This window comes from Veillonella sp. ZSJB6, from assembly GCF_051549505.1.
GTDB lineage: Bacteria > Bacillota > Negativicutes > Veillonellales > Veillonellaceae > Veillonella.
The window spans coordinates 92,797-113,992 of record NZ_JBPUGE010000004.1; the positions used below are offsets into that span (position 1 = coordinate 92,797).

Annotated in this window: 17 protein-coding genes and 2 pseudogenes; 17 read left to right on the forward strand and 2 right to left on the reverse strand. The window is 39.4% G+C overall.

Annotated features, from left to right (window positions below):
- Positions 1-5: 5 nt before the first annotated feature.
- The 10 genes and pseudogenes from ACSV5T_RS06505 to ACSV5T_RS06550 all read left to right on the forward strand — a co-directional run bounded on the left by ACSV5T_RS06505 (position 6) and on the right by ACSV5T_RS06550 (position 14,179).
- Complete coding sequence (locus tag ACSV5T_RS06505; RefSeq protein WP_295824843.1) at positions 6-1,103, forward strand: NAD-dependent epimerase/dehydratase family protein; 1,098 nt, start codon at positions 6-8, stop codon at positions 1,101-1,103.
- On the forward strand, positions 1,104-2,270 hold the full coding sequence (locus ACSV5T_RS06510) for a nucleotide sugar dehydrogenase (RefSeq protein WP_438320562.1): 1,167 nt from the start codon (positions 1,104-1,106) through the stop codon (positions 2,268-2,270).
- A gap of 34 nt (positions 2,271-2,304) precedes the next feature.
- The gene (locus ACSV5T_RS06515) at positions 2,305-2,751 is read left to right on the forward strand and encodes a VanZ family protein (RefSeq protein ID WP_438320563.1); all 447 of its coding nucleotides are present in this window, start codon (positions 2,305-2,307) and stop codon (positions 2,749-2,751) included.
- A 263-nt stretch (positions 2,752-3,014) separates the two neighbouring features.
- On the forward strand, positions 3,015-3,818 hold the full coding sequence (locus tag ACSV5T_RS06520; RefSeq protein WP_438320564.1) for a CpsB/CapC family capsule biosynthesis tyrosine phosphatase: 804 nt from the start codon (positions 3,015-3,017) through the stop codon (positions 3,816-3,818).
- 244 nt (positions 3,819-4,062) lie between these two features.
- On the forward strand, positions 4,063-6,213 hold the full coding sequence (gene nrdD / locus ACSV5T_RS06525; RefSeq protein ID WP_295825007.1) for an anaerobic ribonucleoside-triphosphate reductase: 2,151 nt from the start codon (positions 4,063-4,065) through the stop codon (positions 6,211-6,213).
- A gap of 137 nt (positions 6,214-6,350) precedes the next feature.
- Positions 6,351-6,848: an anaerobic ribonucleoside-triphosphate reductase activating protein gene (gene nrdG / locus ACSV5T_RS06530; protein WP_295825005.1), complete on the forward strand. Its 498-nt coding sequence runs from the start codon at positions 6,351-6,353 to the stop codon at positions 6,846-6,848.
- A 2-nt stretch (positions 6,849-6,850) separates the two neighbouring features.
- Positions 6,851-8,089 (forward strand): chloride channel protein, encoded by a 1,239-nt coding sequence (locus ACSV5T_RS06535; RefSeq protein ID WP_438320565.1) that lies wholly within the window; start codon positions 6,851-6,853, stop codon positions 8,087-8,089.
- A gap of 12 nt (positions 8,090-8,101) precedes the next feature.
- Positions 8,102-8,527 (forward strand): annotated as a pseudogene (locus tag ACSV5T_RS06540) (hypothetical protein); the annotation flags it as partial.
- Positions 8,528-8,788: 261 nt separating this feature from the next.
- Positions 8,789-13,444, forward strand: coding sequence for an ESPR-type extended signal peptide-containing protein (locus ACSV5T_RS06545; RefSeq protein ID WP_438320566.1), 4,656 nt, complete (start codon positions 8,789-8,791; stop codon positions 13,442-13,444).
- An 87-nt stretch (positions 13,445-13,531) separates the two neighbouring features.
- A pseudogene (locus ACSV5T_RS06550) lies at positions 13,532-14,179 on the forward strand (hypothetical protein).
- Positions 14,180-14,332: 153 nt separating this feature from the next.
- On the opposite strand, the gene ACSV5T_RS06555 reads toward ACSV5T_RS06550, so the two are convergent.
- Together ACSV5T_RS06555 and ACSV5T_RS06560 are read right to left on the reverse strand one after the other, a co-directional pair.
- Positions 14,333-14,881, reverse strand: coding sequence for a gamma carbonic anhydrase family protein (locus tag ACSV5T_RS06555; RefSeq protein ID WP_156719554.1), 549 nt, complete (start codon positions 14,879-14,881; stop codon positions 14,333-14,335).
- A 17-nt stretch (positions 14,882-14,898) separates the two neighbouring features.
- Positions 14,899-15,852, reverse strand: coding sequence for a nitronate monooxygenase (locus tag ACSV5T_RS06560; protein WP_438320567.1), 954 nt, complete (start codon positions 15,850-15,852; stop codon positions 14,899-14,901).
- 547 nt (positions 15,853-16,399) lie between these two features.
- Between ACSV5T_RS06560 and ACSV5T_RS06565 the strand changes: the two genes are divergently transcribed.
- The 7 genes from ACSV5T_RS06565 (at position 16,400) to fabK (ending at position 21,192) form a co-directional block, all read left to right on the forward strand.
- Complete coding sequence (locus ACSV5T_RS06565) at positions 16,400-16,534, forward strand: rubredoxin (RefSeq protein WP_004693422.1); 135 nt, start codon at positions 16,400-16,402, stop codon at positions 16,532-16,534.
- 101 nt (positions 16,535-16,635) lie between these two features.
- The gene (locus ACSV5T_RS06570) at positions 16,636-17,148 is read left to right on the forward strand and encodes a YceD family protein (RefSeq protein ID WP_295793519.1); all 513 of its coding nucleotides are present in this window, start codon (positions 16,636-16,638) and stop codon (positions 17,146-17,148) included.
- Between the two features lie 25 nt (positions 17,149-17,173).
- Entirely contained in the window at positions 17,174-17,350 is a 177-nt protein-coding gene (gene rpmF / locus ACSV5T_RS06575) for a 50S ribosomal protein L32 (protein ID WP_004693428.1), read from the forward strand.
- Between the two features lie 310 nt (positions 17,351-17,660).
- Positions 17,661-18,221 (forward strand): transcription factor FapR, encoded by a 561-nt coding sequence (gene fapR, locus ACSV5T_RS06580; protein ID WP_005386980.1) that lies wholly within the window; start codon positions 17,661-17,663, stop codon positions 18,219-18,221.
- 3 nt (positions 18,222-18,224) lie between these two features.
- On the forward strand, positions 18,225-19,253 hold the full coding sequence (gene plsX / locus ACSV5T_RS06585) for a phosphate acyltransferase PlsX (RefSeq protein ID WP_295793499.1): 1,029 nt from the start codon (positions 18,225-18,227) through the stop codon (positions 19,251-19,253).
- Positions 19,237-20,232, forward strand: coding sequence for a beta-ketoacyl-ACP synthase III (locus tag ACSV5T_RS06590; RefSeq protein ID WP_438320569.1), 996 nt, complete (start codon positions 19,237-19,239; stop codon positions 20,230-20,232). Before plsX ends, ACSV5T_RS06590 begins: the two co-directional genes overlap by 17 nt.
- 15 nt (positions 20,233-20,247) lie before the next feature.
- Positions 20,248-21,192, forward strand: coding sequence for an enoyl-[acyl-carrier-protein] reductase FabK (gene fabK, locus ACSV5T_RS06595; protein WP_438320570.1), 945 nt, complete (start codon positions 20,248-20,250; stop codon positions 21,190-21,192).
- Positions 21,193-21,196 lie beyond the last annotated feature (4 nt).

Here is a 21,196-nt window from a genome sequence, read left to right on the forward strand (position 1 = left end):
TACATATGCTTTCAAAAAATGTAGATTTAAACAATACGGTGATCCTAGTAACGGGAGCCGCTGGATTTGTAGGGGCTAATCTTGTTATGTCCCTTTTATCTGAAGCAGAAGGAACTCAAATTATCGGCATAGATTCTGTTAATGATTACTATGACGTGGCTTTAAAGGATTATCGTTTGCAACAAATTGATGAGATGAGCAAAGATAATAAAAATACGTGGATCTTTAAAAAAGGTAATATTGCAGATAAGGCTTTTATTGAAGAAATCTTTTCTACTTATAAACCACGTGTTGTTGTTAACTTAGCAGCACAAGCTGGTGTTCGTTACTCTATTACAAACCCAGATGCTTATATCGAGTCTAATATTATTGGTTTCTACAATATATTAGAGGCTTGTCGTCATTCGTATGATAACGGTGAAAGTGGAGTAGAGCATTTAGTCTATGCATCATCTTCTTCCGTATACGGTGCGAATAAACAAATCCCATACTCTACAGAGCATAAAGTAGATAACCCAGTTTCTCTGTATGCGGCTACTAAAAAATCAAATGAATTATTGGCTTATTCTTATGCCAAGTTATATAACATTCCTAGTACAGGGCTTCGTTTCTTCACTGTGTACGGTCCAGCAGGTCGTCCAGATATGGCATACTTTGGCTTTACTAATACGTTGCGGAACGGTGGCACTATAAAAATCTTTAACTATGGTAACTGTAAACGTGACTTTACCTATATCGATGATATAGTAGAGGGCGTATCTAAGGTCATGTGTGCGGCTCCAGAACGTCGCAACGGTGCCGATGGTTTACCGGTTCCTCCGTATGCTATTTATAATATTGGTAATAGTCATCCTGAAAATTTACTTGATTTTGTGCGTATTCTATCTGAAGAATTAGTTGCTGCGGGCGTATTACCAGAGGATTATAATTTTGAAGAACATAAAGAATTAGTGGCGATGCAACCAGGCGATGTACCTGTTACCTATGCAGATACAAGTGCTCTAGAAGAAGATTTTGGATTCAAGCCAAATACATCTTTACGTGAAGGGTTACGGAAATTTGCTATATGGTATAAAGAGTTTTACATGACGGAGGGCAAATAAATGAAGATTGCAATTGCTGGTACAGGCTATGTAGGCCTTTCAAATGGTGTTTTATTAGCACAACATAATGAAGTGGTGGCCCTCGATATTATCCCTGAAAAGGTTGAAATGCTAAATCGTAAAGAGTCACCTATTGTAGATGTGGAATTGCAGGAGTATTTAGCTACTAAGAAGTTAAACTTTAAAGCTACATTAGATCCTGTAGAAGCTTTTAAAGGTGCTGAGTATGTTATTATTTCAACTCCTACTAACTACGACCCTCAAAAGAACTTCTTTGATACCTCTTCTGTAGAACAAGTTATTAAAACAGTATTAGATATTAATCCAGATGCTGTTATGATTATTAAGTCAACTGTGCCAGTTGGGTATACAGTTCAAATGCGTAAGGAATTTAATACAGAGAACTTGATTTTCTCTCCAGAGTTCTTACGTGAAGGCAAAGCTTTATATGATAATTTACATCCTTCCCGTATTGTAGTAGGGGAAGACTCTGAACGGGCCCGCCGTTTTGGACAACTATTAGCTGATGGTGCTATTAAGGAACAAGTACCTCAATTATATACGGACTCTACGGAAGCAGAAGCGATTAAATTATTTGCTAATACGTATTTGGCATTGCGCGTTGCATACTTTAATGAGTTAGATTCTTATGCTGAGGTTCGTGGCCTTAGTACAAGCCAAATCATCAATGGTGTTTGTTTAGATCCTCGTATTGGAGACTTCTATAATAATCCATCCTTTGGTTATGGTGGGTATTGTTTGCCAAAAGATACTAAGCAATTATTAGCTAACTATAATGATGTTCCACAAAATTTAATCTCTGCTATTGTAGATGCTAATAGAACGCGTAAAGACCACGTTGCAGATGTTATTATAGGGAAGAATCCAAAAATTGTTGGCATTTATCGCTTGACGATGAAAATGAATTCTGATAATTTTAGAGCATCTGCAATTCAAGGTGTAATGAAGCGTATCAAGGCAAAGGGGATTGCCGTAGTTGTTTATGAACCGACTCTTGATGCAGAAGACTTCTTTAATTCCCCTGTGATTCGCAACTTTGAAGATTTTAAACGTGTTAGTGACGTTATAGTCGCTAATCGTTGGGATAAGAGCTTAGAAGATGTGAAGGATAAAGTTTATACAAGAGATATTTTTGACCGCGATTAAGATAGATATGTATTATGGCGTTTAGGAGAGTAATATGAAACGTTGGATACTATATATTCTATTAGGTCTAATTGTATTTTTTATATGGGATAATTCTATGCAGAATGGTGGATCATCAGATGGATTTAGTTTGCTTTTTGCAGAGACTTTGACTCCTATAGCAAATAAATTAGGCTTTCATGGAAATATATGGACCTTGAATAGGATTGTTCGAAAGTTAGCCCATCTTACAGAGTTTACAATCCTTGGTGGTGTTTTATATACGATTCTACGTCGATATATTACATACGGTACCGTAATAAAGACCATAGGTTTAGGCATGTTGATAGCTAGTCTTGATGAATTTATACAATTGTTTTCACCAGGGCGTAGCTCTCAGATTTCTGATATTTTGATTGATACTGTTGGTGTTGTTATTGGTATTCTAGTAGTGAAGCTAGTTCATTACATCAGGTATAAACGAAGTACATTTAAAAATTAAATTGTTAATAATATACAAATATGTAAAAATACCTCATAATCTTAGCGATTATGAGGTATTTTTAATGAAGATAACATGAAAATATAAAAAATATATTAAATGAACATATTATAATTTATCTATTTTTATATAAAAACCACTGTACAAGCCACTTTTCCCTTGATATAATCATGAATAGAAAATGAAAAATAAATGAGATAAACATGAACTTTATAAAGAGAACGATTTCTGTAAGGGATTATCGTAAGTAGAAGGGAAAGAATATGAATCGCGTGGTTGACTTACATGGTTGCATTTTGCCAGCTGTGTTAGGGCCTCAAGGGCCACAAACAATGGCAGAATCAGTAAAAATGATAAAATCTTTGGCTGAACAAGGTATTACAGATATTTTTAGTACACCTGATGTAACCGTATCTATGGATATGAATACATGGGATGAGATGGAAACAACATTGAATGATGTGAAGCTTGCTGTAGGGGAACAACAAGTGGATGTAACTATTCATGGTGGTGCTCGCGTTTTACTTTGTGATGAAATGGTTGAATATATCGTTGCTCATCGCAATCAGTATTTGTTGGGTAATAGCCATTTTATGTTAGTAGCATTACCTGAAAATAGTAAGGTTCACCATATTAATGCATGGTTGCTAAGCTTACTAGATATGGGCATTGTTCCTATCATTAGTGAAGTAGAGACACATCGTCAATTGTTTACTAAACCAGAGCAATTGTTGGAATGGGTAGATAAAGGGATACTAATTCAATGTAATATGGCTTCCTTTAATCATAGCAATGCTAACTATCATAGAGCTATTGAATTATATCGCAATGGTCTAATTCACTTCTTTGGTACTGGTTACTGTAATGAAAGTGATGTACAAGCACATCAAGGCTATGTAGAAGCTATTTCTAAATTAGATAGTACGTACAAAAAAGATTTGTTGCCGAATATTCATCTCAATGAACGCGATCTTTTAGCTGATCGCACATTCTATCCAGCGGTTCCTTCTAGTTGGGTAGGTCAAAAATCTAACTTCTTGACTCGTCTATTTGGTTTTACATTATAATTTATATAGGTTCTTTTATTCATGCTGTATTGGCATGGCTAAAAGAGCCTATTTTTACTTTATATTGTATTTGTTCTTGAAAACAACCACCATATATAGTATACTGAGTTAGCGGTAAAAATAGAGAGTTTAGTCATAATTCTTTACATTTTTACATATAAATTTATAAAAAGTATGGTTTTCCATACTTTTTTCTATGTCTTAACATATATTTCAGCGGTAACAAAATGGGGAGGTTGCCAATATGTTGCAGGTCATTAAACGGGATGGTACAAAGGTACCATTTGATAAGAATAAGATTGCTTTGGCTATAGAAAAAGCTGAGCATAGTAGTACAGGGTTGTACGAAGAGGGGTTGGCACAGCGTATTGCTGATGAAATTGAAGAATATGCTACAAAGCTCCAAAAGGACATGACAATTTATGCTATTGAAGATCAAGTGTATTATAAGTTGATTGAGTATCATAATCCTGCAACGGCACGTGCCTATGAAGGTTACAAAGCTGTTCAAGCTTTTAAACGTCGTCAAAATACTACTGATGATGATGTAATCGGTTTATTAGATCGCAGTAATGTCAGCGTTCTCGATGAAAATTCTAATAAGGATGCTGCCATTGTATCTACACAACGTGATTTAATCGCTGGTGAAGTATCTAAGGATATCGCTCGCCGTAAATTAATTCCTACAGATATTTTAGAAGCCCATGATAGTGGTGCTATCCATTTCCATGATATGGATTACATTATCCAACCTATGTTTAACTGTTGCTTGATCAATTTGGAAGATATGCTAACAAATGGTACGGTTATCAATGGTAAGAAAATTGATACACCTAAATCCTTCCAAGTTGCATGTACAGTAACAACGCAAATTATTGCCCAAGTTGCATCTGGTCAATACGGCGGTCAAAGTATTAATGGTATCGATCGCATTTTGGCGCCATTCGTACGTAAATCTTACGAAAAAATCCTTAACAATGTTATTGAAGAACAAGTTGAGATTTACGGGATGGAACCAAATATGGAAAAAGCCCGTGAAATTGCGTGGAAACGTACGCGTAAAGAGGTTAAGGATGGCATCCAAACTATCCAATATCAAATCAATACATTGATGACTACAAATGGTCAATCTCCATTTGTTACATTGTTCATGTATTTTAAACCTGATTATGAATACGCTAAAGAGGCTGCTCTTATTACAGAAGAGATCTTGCGCCAACGTATTAAGGGTGTAAAAAATGAAGCTGATGTATATATTACGCCAGCATTCCCTAAATTGATTTATGTTCTTGATGAACATAATGTAACGCCTGATAGTCCATATTACTATTTAACTGAACTTGCTGCACAATGTACGGCTAAACGCATGTATCCAGATTACATTTCCGCTAAGAAGATGAAGGAAAACTATGAAGGTAATGTATTTAGCCCAATGGGATGTCGTTCTTTCTTATCTCCTTGGAAGGATGAAAAGGGGAACTATAAATTTGATGGTCGCTTTAATATGGGCGTTGTAAGTTTGAACTTACCTCAAATTGGCATCTTAGCTCGCGGTAGTGAAGAAAGATTCTTTGAAATTTTAGATAAACGTCTTGAATTAGCTGAAAAAGCATTACTATTACGTTACAACTTATTAAAGGATGTAGTGAGTGATGTATCGCCAATTCATTGGCAACACGGTGCTATTGCGCGCCTAAAAAAAGGAGAAAAAATCGCTCGCTTCCTTACTGGTGGTTATGCAACGATTTCTCTTGGCTACATCGGTATTTATGAAGCAACTCGATTGATTACTGGTGAGTCTAACACAGGTGAAAAAGGTCGTGTATTCGCCATGAAAATTATGGATCGTTTAAATGATGCTATCAATCTATGGCATGATAAACATAATCTTGGCTTTGGTTTATATGGTACACCTGCTGAAAGCTTAACAAATCGATTCTCTTCTCTAGATCGTGCTCGCTTTGGTGTAATTGAAGATATCACCGATAAAGGATATTATACTAATAGCTATCACGTTAATGTTCGTGAAGAAATCAATGTATTTGATAAGTTTAATTTTGAATCTGAATTCCAAAAGAAATCGACTGGCGGTTGTATTTCCTATGCGGAAATTCCGAATATGACTAATAATATCCCAGCTGTTTTGACTATGATTCAATATATTTATGATCATATTTCTTATGCTGAATTCAATACCAAGTCTGACTATTGTCACGAATGTGGTTTTGATGGTGAAATTAAGGTAAACGAGAATAATGAATGGGAATGCCCACGTTGCCACAATACAAACCGCGATAAATTAACTGTAATTCGTCGTACATGTGGTTACCTAGGTGAAAATTTCTGGAATGAAGGGCGTACGAAAGAAATCAAAGATCGTGTAATGCACATTTAAAATTATTAGAATTATAGTTTCTATAAATACATGGTAAAAGCTGTGCTTAAGGCACAGCTTTTACTGCGTTTGTAAGAAATAGAAATATATCTATATGGTGTTAATCAAAGTTGATAATCACTATTATGGAGGTAATTATGAGATATGGGCAAATAAGACAATATGATATTGCCAATGGGGAAGGTATTCGTACATCTATATTCGTAACTGGTTGTACACATTGTTGCTATAACTGTTTTAATGAAGAATACCAGAATTTTAATGCCGGTAAGGAGTGGACTCAATCTGAAACTGATTTAGTTGTATCCTATGTGAAAAGTCCAACATGCTCAGGTTTAACCTTGTTAGGTGGGGAACCGTTCCAAAATGTACAAGGTTTATTGCCGGTGGTGCGGGCAGTTCGTGCGGCGGTACCAGAAAAGAAAATTTGGGCCTATTCAGGTTATACAATAGATGATATCTTAGAAGATGAGTTGAGAAGCGCTTTATTACATGAAATTGATATTCTCGTAGATGGTCGCTTTGTAGATGAACTCAAAGATCCCGCATTGCGATTTAGAGGATCATCTAATCAACGTATTATAGATGTTAAGAAAACATTAGAAATAGGCGAAGTCGTATTAGCAATGGAGTAAGTATGGCATTTGATAAACGTTTAATAGGCCTCATAATTATCGTTGGATTTATAGCGGGATTGGTAGGGGCTTCTTATACACATTTATTACATGGTATTCAGCACTTTGTATATCATTATTCTGCTGCTGATCATATGAGTTTTGGCGCTGCTGTAGCTCGTGTATCTCCAGTAGAGCGATTGATACCACTGATTATTTGCGGTCTTATAGGCGGTGTCGGTTGGGTACTTATTCACCGATATGGTAAAGGTGTTGTAGATATTAAAACGGCTGTATCTGGTAAGATGGATATGAATCCTATTACTACTGTTTTACATGCAACTTTACAAATTATTACAGTAGGTATTGGTTCACCATTAGGTCGAGAAGTCGCACCACGTGAAGCCAGTGCAGGGATTACAACTTTTTTAGTTAAACATTTTGATATAAAACAAGAAGACCGCCAACTATTGATTGCTTGTGCAGCAGGTGCTGGTCTTGCGGCCGTTTATAATTCACCTTTATCGGCAGCGATTTTTACGTTGGAAACATTGCTTCTTACATGGAATATACGCGCTATGAGTGCTGCTCTTATATGCTGTGGATTAGCAACCTTTGTAACGAGACAGGCAGGTGTAGGGGATGTTATTCAATATACAATGGCTCAACCTAGCTTGGGTAGTCATTATGTTGAATTCTCCATTGCCTTGGGTACTATTGTTGCCTTAGGTGTAGTTTTATTTAATATTACACAAAGTAAGTTACCGGCTATTCATCGTAGCAGTCCTGTTATGATCCCCATATCTATCGTAGCCTTTACACTTATTGGTGCGTTATCTATGTATTTTCCTGAAATACTTGGGAACGGTAAAGCTGGGAATGAATTGACCTTTACCAATGATATTACTTGGACCTATGCATTGGGTTTATTTGGTTCTAAGTGGATAGCAGTACTACTTGCATTAGCGGCAGGTGCTTATGGTGGTCGTATTACTCCATCTATGATGTTGGGGAGTACGCTAGCCATAGTATTTGGGACTCTTTGGTCTATTGCTGTAGCGCCTATATCATTGGGGATGGCTGCCTTTATCGGTGCCGTAGCATTTTTAGGACTCGCACAAAAAATGCCTATGACCTCATGTGTATTTATGCTTGAGCTTTCAAGATTTTCTGTAGAAATGTTGTTCCCTATAGCGTTAACTATGGGTACAGCGCTTATGGTAGAGCAGATTATTCAGTCAAAACTAAAGAGTGATAAATAGTAATCTAAACACATGGATGCTTCCCGCATTATGACCGGTCAAGAGCGTTACCGTAACAATGTGTTGTACTACATGAACGTTCGTCGCAGCTGGTACATCGTGAGTCATCGTTACAAAAACGACAGCTATGCGCGCATGGCATTAGACCGTTTGTATAACGATTACAAACAGTTCTTTACAGAGAATGTGACTGTATCTGAAAACGTTAAATTGGACTACGCGCAACAAATCATCGACATCTTGGATCGCAATACGGCCAATGTACATGATGACGAACTGCGTTTCTACATGAACGAAATGGTTATCTTCAGCTTGAACGAAGCTATGAAAGGCGGCAATGATCGCGTGAAACCTATGGACGAAAAAGGTGCTCTTGTGATGGAGGACGCTCATGTGGTTGATCTTCGCACCGCGATTAATGCACCGACAATCCAATAGAATAATTTAATAGTATATATAAGAATATCGAGGGCTGTTCGAGTGACGGTGCCTCGATATTTTTTACATATCGAAAAAATTGATAATTTTGACTCATAATTATGTGAAAATAAAGTGAAAAAAATTTTACTTATACAGTAAAATGTGGTATTTTAGTTATATGATTTTAAGAAAATCGATATAGTCTCAGTGATTATCGATTGGTTACTGTAATTTTTATGTAAGTGGATATAGTTAGTTTGATTTAAGGGAGTAAGATTGATGAATCGAGTTTTTAAAGTAATTTGGAATCGTACAAAGGGGTGTTACGTAGTCGTAGCGGAAACGGCAAAGAACATGACGAAACGTTCTTCTTTGTCGGTTGTATTTTCTAAAATGGTAGGTGCTACTGCGCTTGCCGTTATGTTGACGGGCGTTATGATGCCTACGGATGCTTTGGGGGCACCGATTAAAAATGGTATCAACGCACAAGCTGAAAATGACGGTGGTATCGCAATTGGTGATAGCACAAATGCTCGGGGTACTAATTCTATTGCTATCGGTACAGGTGCAAAAGCAGCCGGTGAAAGTACTGTAGGCACGAATATCCCTACAAGTACAGTAGCTATAGGTCAAGGGGCACAAGCTTTGGAAAACGGGGATATCGTTATCGGTCGTTCCGCAAAGAGTATTGTTTCTACGCACCATGGTAATCCTGGATCCGGCGCTGTTGTTATGGGGGCGGAGGCTGCTTCCTACGGTGCTCGTGGTGATGTGGCTATCGGTGCATCTGCGGAAACAAATGTAAAAATTAAGAATGATGGCGGTACTGTTAACCCTAAATATGCGCAAGGTGTAGCTATCGGCAGCACTGCGAAAACTTATGGTACACAGTCTCTTGCTCTCGGTGCAGATACAAGAGCTATCGGTAATTCATCTGTTGCCATCGGCGGTGATGATATCGATATGGCTCGTACTGAATTGGAAACAGCTGTGCCTCAATTGGCTGCAGGAAACGGTATTAAAAAGAGCTTTAACAAGGAAATTGAAGATAAATTCGCCGGCACTCTTGGTTCGGCATCTATTAATGTAAAAGGTAAATATGCAAATACGGCGGCTATCGGTGATGCAACTACGGCTATCGGTACATTGAGCGAAGCCTATGGTACAGGCTCTACAGCAATCGGTATCAACTCTTTGACTAAAGGTGTAGCCAGTACCGGCATCGGTATCATGACACGTAGTTGGGGAACAAATTCTCTTGCTCTTGGTACGCAGGTTGGTGCTTACGGTAATCGTTCATCCTCTATCGGTGATACGAACCAGGTCGGTTTAGATATGAAAGACGGTTCTAAATCCGGGAAAGAGTCTGCTGCTGTTGGTTCCAAGAATACGATTTACGGTAATCAGGCGTATGCTATCGGTGCAGGAAATACCATCGGTTCCGCTACTGTTATGACCACGACGGAAGCAAATGGTAGTGGTGCAGGTGCCGATCAGGATAAAATTACAACTGTTACAGACGGTACTGTTAAAGGTAATATGTCCGGTGCATTCGGCTATAAGAACAGTATTACGGCCGATAATTCTTATGTAGTGGGCAGTAACTCAAATGTTTCCGCTGATGGGGCTATGGTTCTCGGAAATAATGCTTCCGTGACGGCGAATAATGCTGTGGCTATCGGTAATAATACAAAGGTAGATAATGAAAGCGCTGTAGCTCTGGGGACCGGTTCTGAAACGGCAGCAGCTGTAGCGACACCTTCCGCAACCATTAACGGGGCTGTACATAACTTTGCAGGTATTAATCCGGCATCCACCGTAAGTGTCGGCAAGGCAGGCATGGAACGGACAGTTACTAATGTAGCGGCAGGTCGTATTTCCGCTACTTCTACGGATGCTATCAACGGCAGTCAATTGCATGCAGTTACTTCGGAGATGGATAAGGGCGTGGCATATGCCGGTGATGTGAAAGCTGCATCGGCTACAGCTAATCAATTTACTCGTAAATTTGGTGAACAGACGAATATTGTCGGTGGTGTGACTGATCCGACAAAACTATCCGATAATAATATCGGCGTTGTATCCAACGGAACGGATACATTAAATGTAAAATTGGCGAAAACGTTAACCGGTCTAGACAGCGTTACTGCCGGTAGTACGACTATCAACAATGACGGCTTGACTGTAGGCGGTAAGACTTATGTAACGCCGAACGGTATCGATGCGAATAATCAGAAGATTACCAACGTGGCGGATGGTAGTAATCCTAATGATGCAGTTAACTACGGTCAGTTACAAAAAGCTATCAACGGTACTGCGAAGGCATCCACTGTGAAAGCAAAGGATTCGAATGTAACCGTAACGGAAGGTACGAATGCGAATGGCGGTAAGGAATTTACTGTCGGTTTAGGCAATAAAATCAATGTCGGTGCTGCCCACCCTGTAACTGTAGATGGTGATACAGGTCATGTAACAGGTCTCACGAATACGGATTGGAATGTGGATAATCCAGTGGCTGTATCCGGTCGTGGTGCTACGGAAGATCAGTTGAAGAAGGTTAACGACAAAGTTAATACGAATAGATCCGACATCGACAAAAATAAACAGGATATTGCGGGTAACAAACAGAACATCAATAAAAATGCCGGAGATATCGCCAACAATACGCAGAACATCAATAAGAATAAACAGGATATCTCCGATATCAATAAAACTCTTGAAAAAGGCTTGAACTTTGCCGGTGATACGGGTGCCGTAAGCAACAGAAAATTAGGTGATACAGTAACTATCAAAGGCGGTGCTGATGCAGCTAAATTATCCGACAATAATATCGGTGTTGTATCCGACGGTAACGGTACATTAAATGTAAAATTGGCGAAAGAATTACAGGGGTTAACGTCTACAACTTTCACAAACGGTGGTAATAACACTGTTATCAACGGTGACGGTATGACAATCAATCCTGCCGGCGGTAATAAGGTGAGCCTCACAAAGGATGGCCTCGATAACGGAGGTAATAAGATTACGAATGTAGCCGACGGTACGGATCCTAAAGATGCGGTTAATAAATCCCAATTGGATAAGGCGACAGCGGCTGCGACTACAACGGTGACAGCCGGTAAAAATATTATCGTTACACCTGGCACCAATGCGGATGGGTCGAAAAACTATGAAGTGGGTCTTAAGGATCAGGTGACAATGGGCACAGATCTGACAAAACAAGTGGCTATAGACGGCAACGCCGGCACAATCAAAGCCGGCGATAAGGTTGAAATCGATGGTAATAAAGGTACTATTAAAGCGGGCAATGTAACGATTGACGGCGAAAACGGTACCATTAAGGCCGGCGACAAGGTAACGATCGACGGCAAAGACGGCAAGATTGCGGCAGGGAAAGTTGCTGTTGACGGTAAGGACGGCTATGTGACAGGTCTGGAAAACAAAGATTGGGACCCTGATAATATCTCAAGCGGTCGTGCTGCTACAGAAGACCAGTTGCAGAAATCTCACAAGACCTTGGATAATAAAATTACCAACTTGGGCGATGAAATCACGAAGAAAGGTATGGATTTTGCCGGTAATACAGGCGAATTCCATCGTGATTTAGGTCAAAAGGTTACCATTAAAGGTGAAGGTACAGAAAATGATGATAAATATTCCGGTGAGAATATTAAGACCGTAGCCGAAAATGGTAATGTTACGATCAAGATGGCGAAGGATCTCAAGACTGACAGTTTAACTACCGATAAGGTGAAAGTCGGTAAAAACGGCAAAGACGGCGTATCCATTACAGGACCTAACGGTGCTGACGGTACGGACGGCAAGGTAGGCATTGCCGGCAAAGACGGTAAAGATGCTGTATCCATGTCCGGTAAAGACGGTGTCGGTCACATCGGTTTAAGCGGTAAGGACGGCCGCAATGCGGATATTACCGTTGATAAAGGCGATCCTGACCTTAACGGAAACGAAATCACTCGTATTAAATATCGGGATGAAAACGGTAAGACACATCAGATGGCAACCAAAGATGATGGTATGAAGTACGGTGGTGATACCGGTACGGTTATCAAGAAACGGCTTAATGAACAGGTGAATGTAGTCGGCGGCATTACCGATGCCAATAAGTTGACCTCAGAAGATAATTTGGGTGTCGTATCCGACGGCAACAATAACCTTAAGGTTCGTATGGCGAAGGACTTGAAAGGTCTTGAAACCGTAACGACTAAGGATGCTGATGGTAATACGACCGTTATGAACGGTGGCGGCGTGACAATCACTCCGGCCAGCGGCAACCAGGTGAGCCTCACAAAAGACGGTCTCGATAACGGCGGCAATACAATCAGTAATGTCGGTCCTGGCGTAAACGGTACCGATGCGGTTAACGTAAATCAATTGAAAGATGCTACTGGCGGCTTGTCAAATGCCATTAATGCGGTAGCGGGCGAAACGCAACGTGTGGGCGCTCATGCGGCGGCACTTTCAGCGTTGAAACCTATTCAGTATGATCCGTTGGAACCGACTCAGGTGATGGCCGGCATCGGCAACTATCGCGGTGAAACGGCGGCGGCTCTAGGCATTGCACATTACACGGCGGAAGATACCATGTTCCATGTAGGGATGTCCGTAGGTAGCCACCATAACATGGTGAATGCCGGTGTAACTCGTAAATTCGGCACTTCCGATGCGAAGAAAGCTGTTCCTGAACGTTATAAGGGCGGTCCTATCAGCTCTATTTATGTGTTGCAAGATGAAGTAACAGCGTTGAAAGCTGAAAATGCACGCATGCAAGAAAGTCTCCATGAGTTGTCTTCTGTTAAGGATGATAATGCACGTATGCAAAAACGTATTGATGAATTATCCTCTGTGAAGGAAGATAATGAACAAATGAAGGCTCAAATTGCATTGTTGATGCAACAAGCAGGTCTTACAAAATAATCGAATCTGAATATTCGAGTTCTTCATGGCTCATGTAAGGATTGTGAAAGCCGCCCTTCGGGGGGCGGCTTATCATAAGGAGGATGTATGAAATTCAAAAAAATTATGCCTGTATTGGCGCTTGCTTGTGTATGTGCAGTTGGTCAGGCGGATGCGGCTCGGGATACTTTGATGATGCCAGAACAACCAGCTGAACCATTAAACGTGATTGAAGCAGAAGTGGCTATTCCTGTACCTAGCGAAGAAGTTCGTGAAGTAGTGAATGCTTTCACACAATTCCAATTGGATCAAAAAGATAGATATATCATGGACGACTCTCGTATTATGAAGGGCCAAGAACGGTACCGCAATAATGCATTGTATTATATGAACGTTCGTCGTAGCTGGTACATTGTGAGTCATCGTTATAAGAAAGACAGCTATGCACGCATGGCGTTAGATCGTTTGTATAATGATTATAAAGACTTTTTTATTAATCATGTGACTGTGTCTGACGATGAAAAAATGGACTATGCACAACAAATCATCGATATCTTGGATCGCAATACGGCCAATGTACATGATGATGAATTGCGTTTCTACATGAATGAAATGGTTATCTTTAGCTTGAAAGAAGCTATGAAAGACGGCAACAATCGCGTGAAACCTGCCGAATAAGAAGACATTTCTAAGATGATGGAAGAACATCGTAGGGTGGATCTTCGACAAGCGATTTATGCACCAACAATTCAATAAAATTTAGACCACATAAATTATGAAAGCCGAGGCAGTGATTGCCTCGGCTTTTGTTATTGTCTTTAGACTGGTTCGCGACGTAGTCGCGAATCATAAAACCACCCGTTTTACGGGTGGTTCTGATTATTTGTGCAAATTTTATTGTATATGTGATTATACGATTTTGGCGTTTTTATCGTATTCCTCGCCACCTGCATCAGGAAGCATACCGTACTCAATAGTCCACAAGTGTTTATATTTTAAAGCTTGATTGTGAATGCGTTCAATTTGAGTTTCATCTGTGCGAACAATACGAGCAGGAATACCTACGACTAAAGAGTTAGGTGGGATGACAGTGTTTTCTTTTACTACCGCACCGGCTGCAATAATAGAGCCAGAGCCAATATGACAACCACTTAATACAATGGCACCCATGCCAACTAACACATTGTCTTCGATTGTACTAGCATGAACGATGGCACCGTGGCCGATTGTTACATAATCGCCAAGGACGCATGCTTTATCGTCGTCTACATGTAATACAGAGTTGTCTTGTACATTAGAGTAACGACCTACTACAATCTTGTTTACGTCACCACGAAGTGCACAGTTTTGCCAAATAGATGCATATTCTTTAAGTTCTACATCACCAGCAAGTTCTGCACCGGGCATGACGCAACTTTTAGGATCTAATTTTGGATATTTTCCGTGAAATGGTAACATATGGTACTCCTAATTCATTAAACAATTTCAAGAAGGCGTTGAGCTTTACGAATAGACATAATAGCTTCATTCATTACAGTTTGAACGATAGTATGAGCTGGTTCAATAGCTGTAAGACGATTTAAAGCTTGGCCTACTTGTACTGCACCGTTTACCACATCACCATCAATAGCAGCACGTTTATTAGTGCCTTGAGACATTTTTGTACGTTCTTCAGGTGTAGTAACGCCATCCGTTTCTGCAGCTAAATAGCGAGTAGTAAATTCATTTTTTAAACTACGAACACCACCGTGGCCAGAGAGAAGACCCGTTACAACAGAATCAGTATCTGTAGCCTTAATAATGGCTTCTTTCATATTTTGGTGTGCTTGGCATTCCTCAGCAAGTAAGAAGCGAGATCCCATTTGTACACCTTCTGCACCCATGAGTAATGCAGCGGCAAGACCGCGACCATCCACGATAGAACCAGCTACTACTACAGGAATAGAGATTTCAGGTAAAATGTTTTCCATTAAAGACATTGTTGTTTGGCTACCAATGTGACCACCAGCTTCCATACCTTCTATGATCATTGCATCGGCGCCAGCTTCTTCGATACGTTTAGCTAATTTAAGGGAAGGGACTACAGGGATAGCTTTGATACCAGCCTCTTGGAGTGGTTTAATATATGGTACAGGATTACCGGCACCTAGTGTTACAAATGCAGGTTTTTCTTCGATAATAATTTCTAGTAACTCGTCTTTATTAGGTGCCATTAACATGAGGTTAACACCGAAAGGTTTATCAGTTAACTCTTTACATGCACGAATTTCATTACGTGTCCATTCAGCATCACGACCACCAAGGGCGATAACGCCTGTTGCGCCAGCATTAGCAACGGCAGATACTAATTTGTGTTCAGATACCCAAGCCATAGCACCTTGGATGATAGGATATTCAATTTGTAAAAGTTCTGTTAAAGCTGTTCTCATAAATCCTCCTATGATAACAATATAAATGACGATTTCTCTGATCAATATTTCATATTAAGATCGTGAAGTTCTTATTATGATAATATTGCATAGAGAAGTAAGAGTTCATAAGTACATACTTATATAATAAGTTATATTTAAGTTCTTTTAGAATATATAATATAACAATATTCTCTTCTATATATAATAGTATAATATATAAATTATGTACACCTTGGGTCTTATTTTAGTTAATACTTTAAAAAGTATTGGTATAATAATGGAGATTACTTATATTAATAGATATATTGACAGATGAGTAGCAATAGGGAAAGGAATTGAGGTAAATTTAGGTCATAATTAGCCTAAATGATAATACATTTCAAATTATAATGTAGCACAAATCCGCATATTATATATGCTTTATAAATATTATAAAAAATGAGAAATTAAGAAAATGAGTATTGAAAAGTTTCGATATCTTTGATATACTACATTACAGATAGAGTATCTGAATTATAAAAGATAAACATTAAACAATAATTTTCAAGTGAAGGAGGAAATACTCATGGAAAAATACGTATGCGTAGTATGTGGTTGGGTTTATGACGAAGCTGTTGAAGGCGTAAAATTCGAAGATCAACCAGCTGATTATGTTTGCCCAATTTGCGGTGTTGGTAAAGACCAATTCGAAAAAATGTAATTGACTTACCAAAAAGACTATCTTGAGTCCGCTTAAGATAGTCTTTTTTATTTGACAAAGCCCTATGTCATGTTTATAATATTATGAGTCGAGGTAAGATTATGAAACTGCAAGTAGAGCAAGCAAAAGAACATATAGGAAAGAAATTTCCTTATAGCTATACGATACCAACCTCTGAGCTTGGTGACGTAACTGCTTTTCCTTGGAGCCGTCATGATATAACCATTAATGGTGAGTTTTGGTTTGATGGTCAAAATTACATCGTTCAAGGTTCGATAGAGTCTAAAGGTGATTACGAGTGTTCTCGTTGTTTAACTACAACAGAGCATGATCGTAAGGATTCCTTTGAGGAAATCTTTAGTGATTCTAGAGACGCTGCTGAAGATGTGATTCCTTTCGATGGAGAGGAAATTGACTTAACCGAACTAATTAGGGATACATTAATCATCAATGAGCCCTCTCAAGTGTTATGTCAGGATGATTGCAAAGGATTGTGCGTTCATTGCGGAGCAAATTTAAATGTTTCACCTTGTTCTTGTGAATCCTTTGTGGTGGATCCTCGATTTGCAGAGTTACGTGCTTTGCTTGATGAGAAAGATGATAGATTGTCCTAATGATTGTACTAAGGAGGTGCAGATAATGGCAGTACCTAAGCGTAGATTGTCTAAATGCCGTCGCGATCGCCGTCGTGCTAATTGGAAATTAGAAGCTCCTGGTTATGTAGCATGCCCACAATGCCACGAACCTAAGATGCCTCATCGTGTTTGCCCTACATGTGGTCACTATAAAGGTGAGCAAGTAGTAGCTAATGCTTAATATGTGAGCGGAAAAAAAGACGCCTACTATAATAGTAGGCGTCTTTTTTGTATACTTTTAGTAATATATATAACTTAATATACTTGATATGCATTAGTCAGTGCCGCTATTTTATAGTAATATAAAGTTGTAGAATAGTGGCATTTTTTATACTTTTATAAACAAAATGATACTTAAACATAAAATAATATCTATATTTAGTATATATGAGTAAAATCTGTTACTATATGTATGAAAAGCCTTGCCAATAGGGGAATTATTGTATATACTTAGGATGTAATATTAATACTAGGTCATAAAAGGTGGTCCCATGAGTCGGTTAAAGAAGCAAGAGCGCCAAAAGCAGTTACAAGAAAAACTGAATATTACGCCATTTCTTACTGATGAAGAATTGGCAACACACTTTAATGTAAGTGTGCCAACTATTCGTCTTGATCGACTAGAGTTGGGGATTCCTGAATTGCGTGAACGCATACGCGTCATGGCTACAGGTCAGTCACAAGAAACGGTAGAACATGTACCGTACGAAGTGGTTGGTGAATTGATTGATGTCACGGAAGGGCAACAAGCATTATCGATGTTGCGCACTACTGCAGACATGGAAGATCGATTTGGATATGTAGAACCACAGTATTTATATGCTCAAGCGAATTCCCTCGCAAAGGTAGTCATGGGGACTACTGTTTGTTCTGCGGAGGTTGGAAATATAAAATATAAAAACCCAGTAGGAGCTGGTACTAATTTGGTGGCAAAAGCAGAAATTGTGCGTCGCCGTGGTAATAAGTTCTTTATTTGGGTCATTATAAGAGATAAAATAAAAGAAGTATTTCGCGCAAAATTTATTATGGAATCCGTAGAGAATAGGGTGTAGATTATGAAAATTGCAATAGACGCCATGGGTGGCGACTTTGCTCCATTGGAGACTGTACTAGGATCCATTGAAGCCGTACGAGCAAATGAACACATTGAAGTGGTGCTCGTCGGCGATGAGCAGCAAATTTTTAATATATTAGAAGCTAATAATGAAGCTAAGAATCCACGCATTTCTGTACATCATGCCAGTCAAGTCATCGGTATGGATGAGCATCCAGGACAAGCATTGCGTAAGAAAAAGGACGCATCTGTTGTGGTAGCGACATCTTTAGTTCGTGATAATATTTGCGATGCCGTAATTGCTCCTGGTAGCACAGGTGCTGCTGTAGCAGCTGCATTGTTTGGACTCGGTCGCATTAAAGGGGTCGATCGCCCAGTTATTGCTACTCCGATGCCAACAGTGAGTGGTATTACTGTTATGTTAGACTCAGGTGCTAACTCCAATAGTAAACCAAAACATCTTGTACAAGGTGCTTTGATGGGCTCTGAATATGCAAAACTTTTATTAGGTAAAGAGAATCCTACAGTAGGATTATTAAATATTGGCGAAGAAGCCACAAAAGGGAACGATGTCGTTCTAGCCACATATCCAATTTTGGAACGTATGAAAACCATCAATTTTAAAGGTAATATTGAAGGCCGTGATATTCCTAAAGGGGCTGTAGATGTTGTTGTATGCGATGGCTTTGTAGGTAATGTGGTACTTAAATTTGCGGAAGGTCTAGTAACAGGTCTTGCACAATTAGTAAAGGATAGCATCATGGCAGGGAGTATCTTTGCTAAGATTGGTGCTATGCTCGTAAAGCCAGCTTTGAAGAAGATGGCTAAACGCTTAGATCACACAGAAAATGGTGGTGCTCCACTCTTAGGGGTTAATGGGGTCTTTATGATTGCCCATGGTAGCTCTAAATCAAAAGAGATAAAGACTGCTATTGAAATTGCTGGAGATTTAGTAGAGCGTAAGATTATTCAACACATAAGAGAAACAATGGATATTGAAGGAGCCTTGAAGTATGACTATGATGAGTAAACCGGTAGGAATCATTGGTACTGGGAGCTTCCTTCCTGACAATGTAGTAACAAACTTTGATCTTGAAAAAATGGTTGATACCAATGACCAATGGATTAGAGAACGTACTGGTATCGAAGAACGACGCATTGCACCGGAAGGTATGAATACATCCTATATGGCAACTGAGGCGGCCAAGAAAGCTATGCAAATGGCTAAGGTTAGCGCAGAAGACATTGATATGATTATTTTTGCTACCTTAACACCGGATATGATTATTCCTTCAGCAGCTTGTGTATTACAAGCGAATTTAGGAGCTAAAAATGCAGCGGCTTATGATTTGCAAGCTGCATGTTCCGGCTTTGTTTATGGATTGATTACTGCAGCTAGCTATATTAGCTCTGGCTTATATAAAAAGGTACTCGTTGTAGGGGCAGAAATTCTTTCTCGTCGAGTGAATTGGAATGATCGTGCCACATGTATCCTCTTTGGTGATGGTGCAGGTGCTGCAGTTGTATCTGAAGTTCCTGAAGGTTATGGCATTAAAGGTGTTGATATGGGTGCTGATGGTACTGGTGGTCCATCTCTTTGTATTCCTGCAGGTGGTACAGCTGTAGTTGCCAATGACCAACGCGTTGAAGAAGGTTTAACATTCATTCATATGGATGGCCCTGAAGTATATAAATTTGCTGTTAAAACGATGGGGCGTACGGTTCTAAGATCTTTGGAACGTGCTGGAATGGAACTTAATGAGTTAGATTTCTTCATTCCACATCAAGCAAATATTCGCATTATTGATTCGGCTGCAAAACGCTTACATATGCCGATGGAAAAAGTATTTGTTAATTTACATAAGTATGGTAATACATCTGCCGCGTCTGTAGCGATAGCTTTGGACGAAGCTAATCGTGAAGGACGTTTCAAACGCGGTGATAACGTTGCGTTTGCAGGATTTGGTGCAGGCCTAACTTGGGCTAGCCTTGTCTTGAAATGGTATTAAGGAGGACACATCAAGATGATTAAGACTGACATTTGTGATTTATTGCAGATTGAGTACCCAATCTTACAAGGCGGTATGGCTTGGCTCGGTACTGCAGAATTAGCGGCAGCTGTTTCTGAAGCTGGTGGCCTTGGTATCATTGGGGCTGGTCATATGCCTCCTGATATTTTCCGTAATGAAATTCACAAATTAAAAGAGCGTACAAGCAAACCATTTGGTTGTAACATCATGCTCATGTCTCCATTTGTAAAAGAAGTTATGGAAGTAGTTGTGGAAGAACGCGTTCCTGTTATTACAACAGGTGCTGGTAATCCTGGCGTGTACATTCCAGCTTTAAAAGAAATCGGTACAAAGGTAATTCCAGTAGTTGCTTCCGTATTACTTGCAAAACGTTTGTTGCGTGGCGGTATTGATGCCATTATCGCAGAAGGTACAGAATCCGGTGGTCACGTAGGCGATATTACAACTATGGCATTGATTCCTCAAGTAGTAGACGCTGTAGATGTACCAGTTATTGCAGCTGGTGGTATTGCTGATGGTCGTGGTATGGCGGCAGCATTTGCATTGGGTGCTCAAGCAGTACAAATGGGTACGCGCTTTGTATTATCTGAAGAATGTATTGCTCATGAAAACTATAAAAATGCAGTATTGAAAGCAAAAGATCGTGCTACAGTTATGACTGGTTTAACAACAGGTCATCCTGTACGTATCATTGATAATGCATTGGCACATAAATATAAATCCCTTGAATTTAGTGGTGGTTCTAAAGAAGAATTGGAAAGCCTAGGTGCTGGTACACTTCGTAAAGCTGCTATTGATGGTGATGTAAAAGAAGGTTCCGTAATGATTGGTCAAATCTCTGGTATGTTAACAGATGTTAAACCATGTGCAACTATCATCAAAGATATTATGGCTGAAACCGAACGTGTAATTAACAATCTTCAAGGTCTTGGTAAATAAGGAG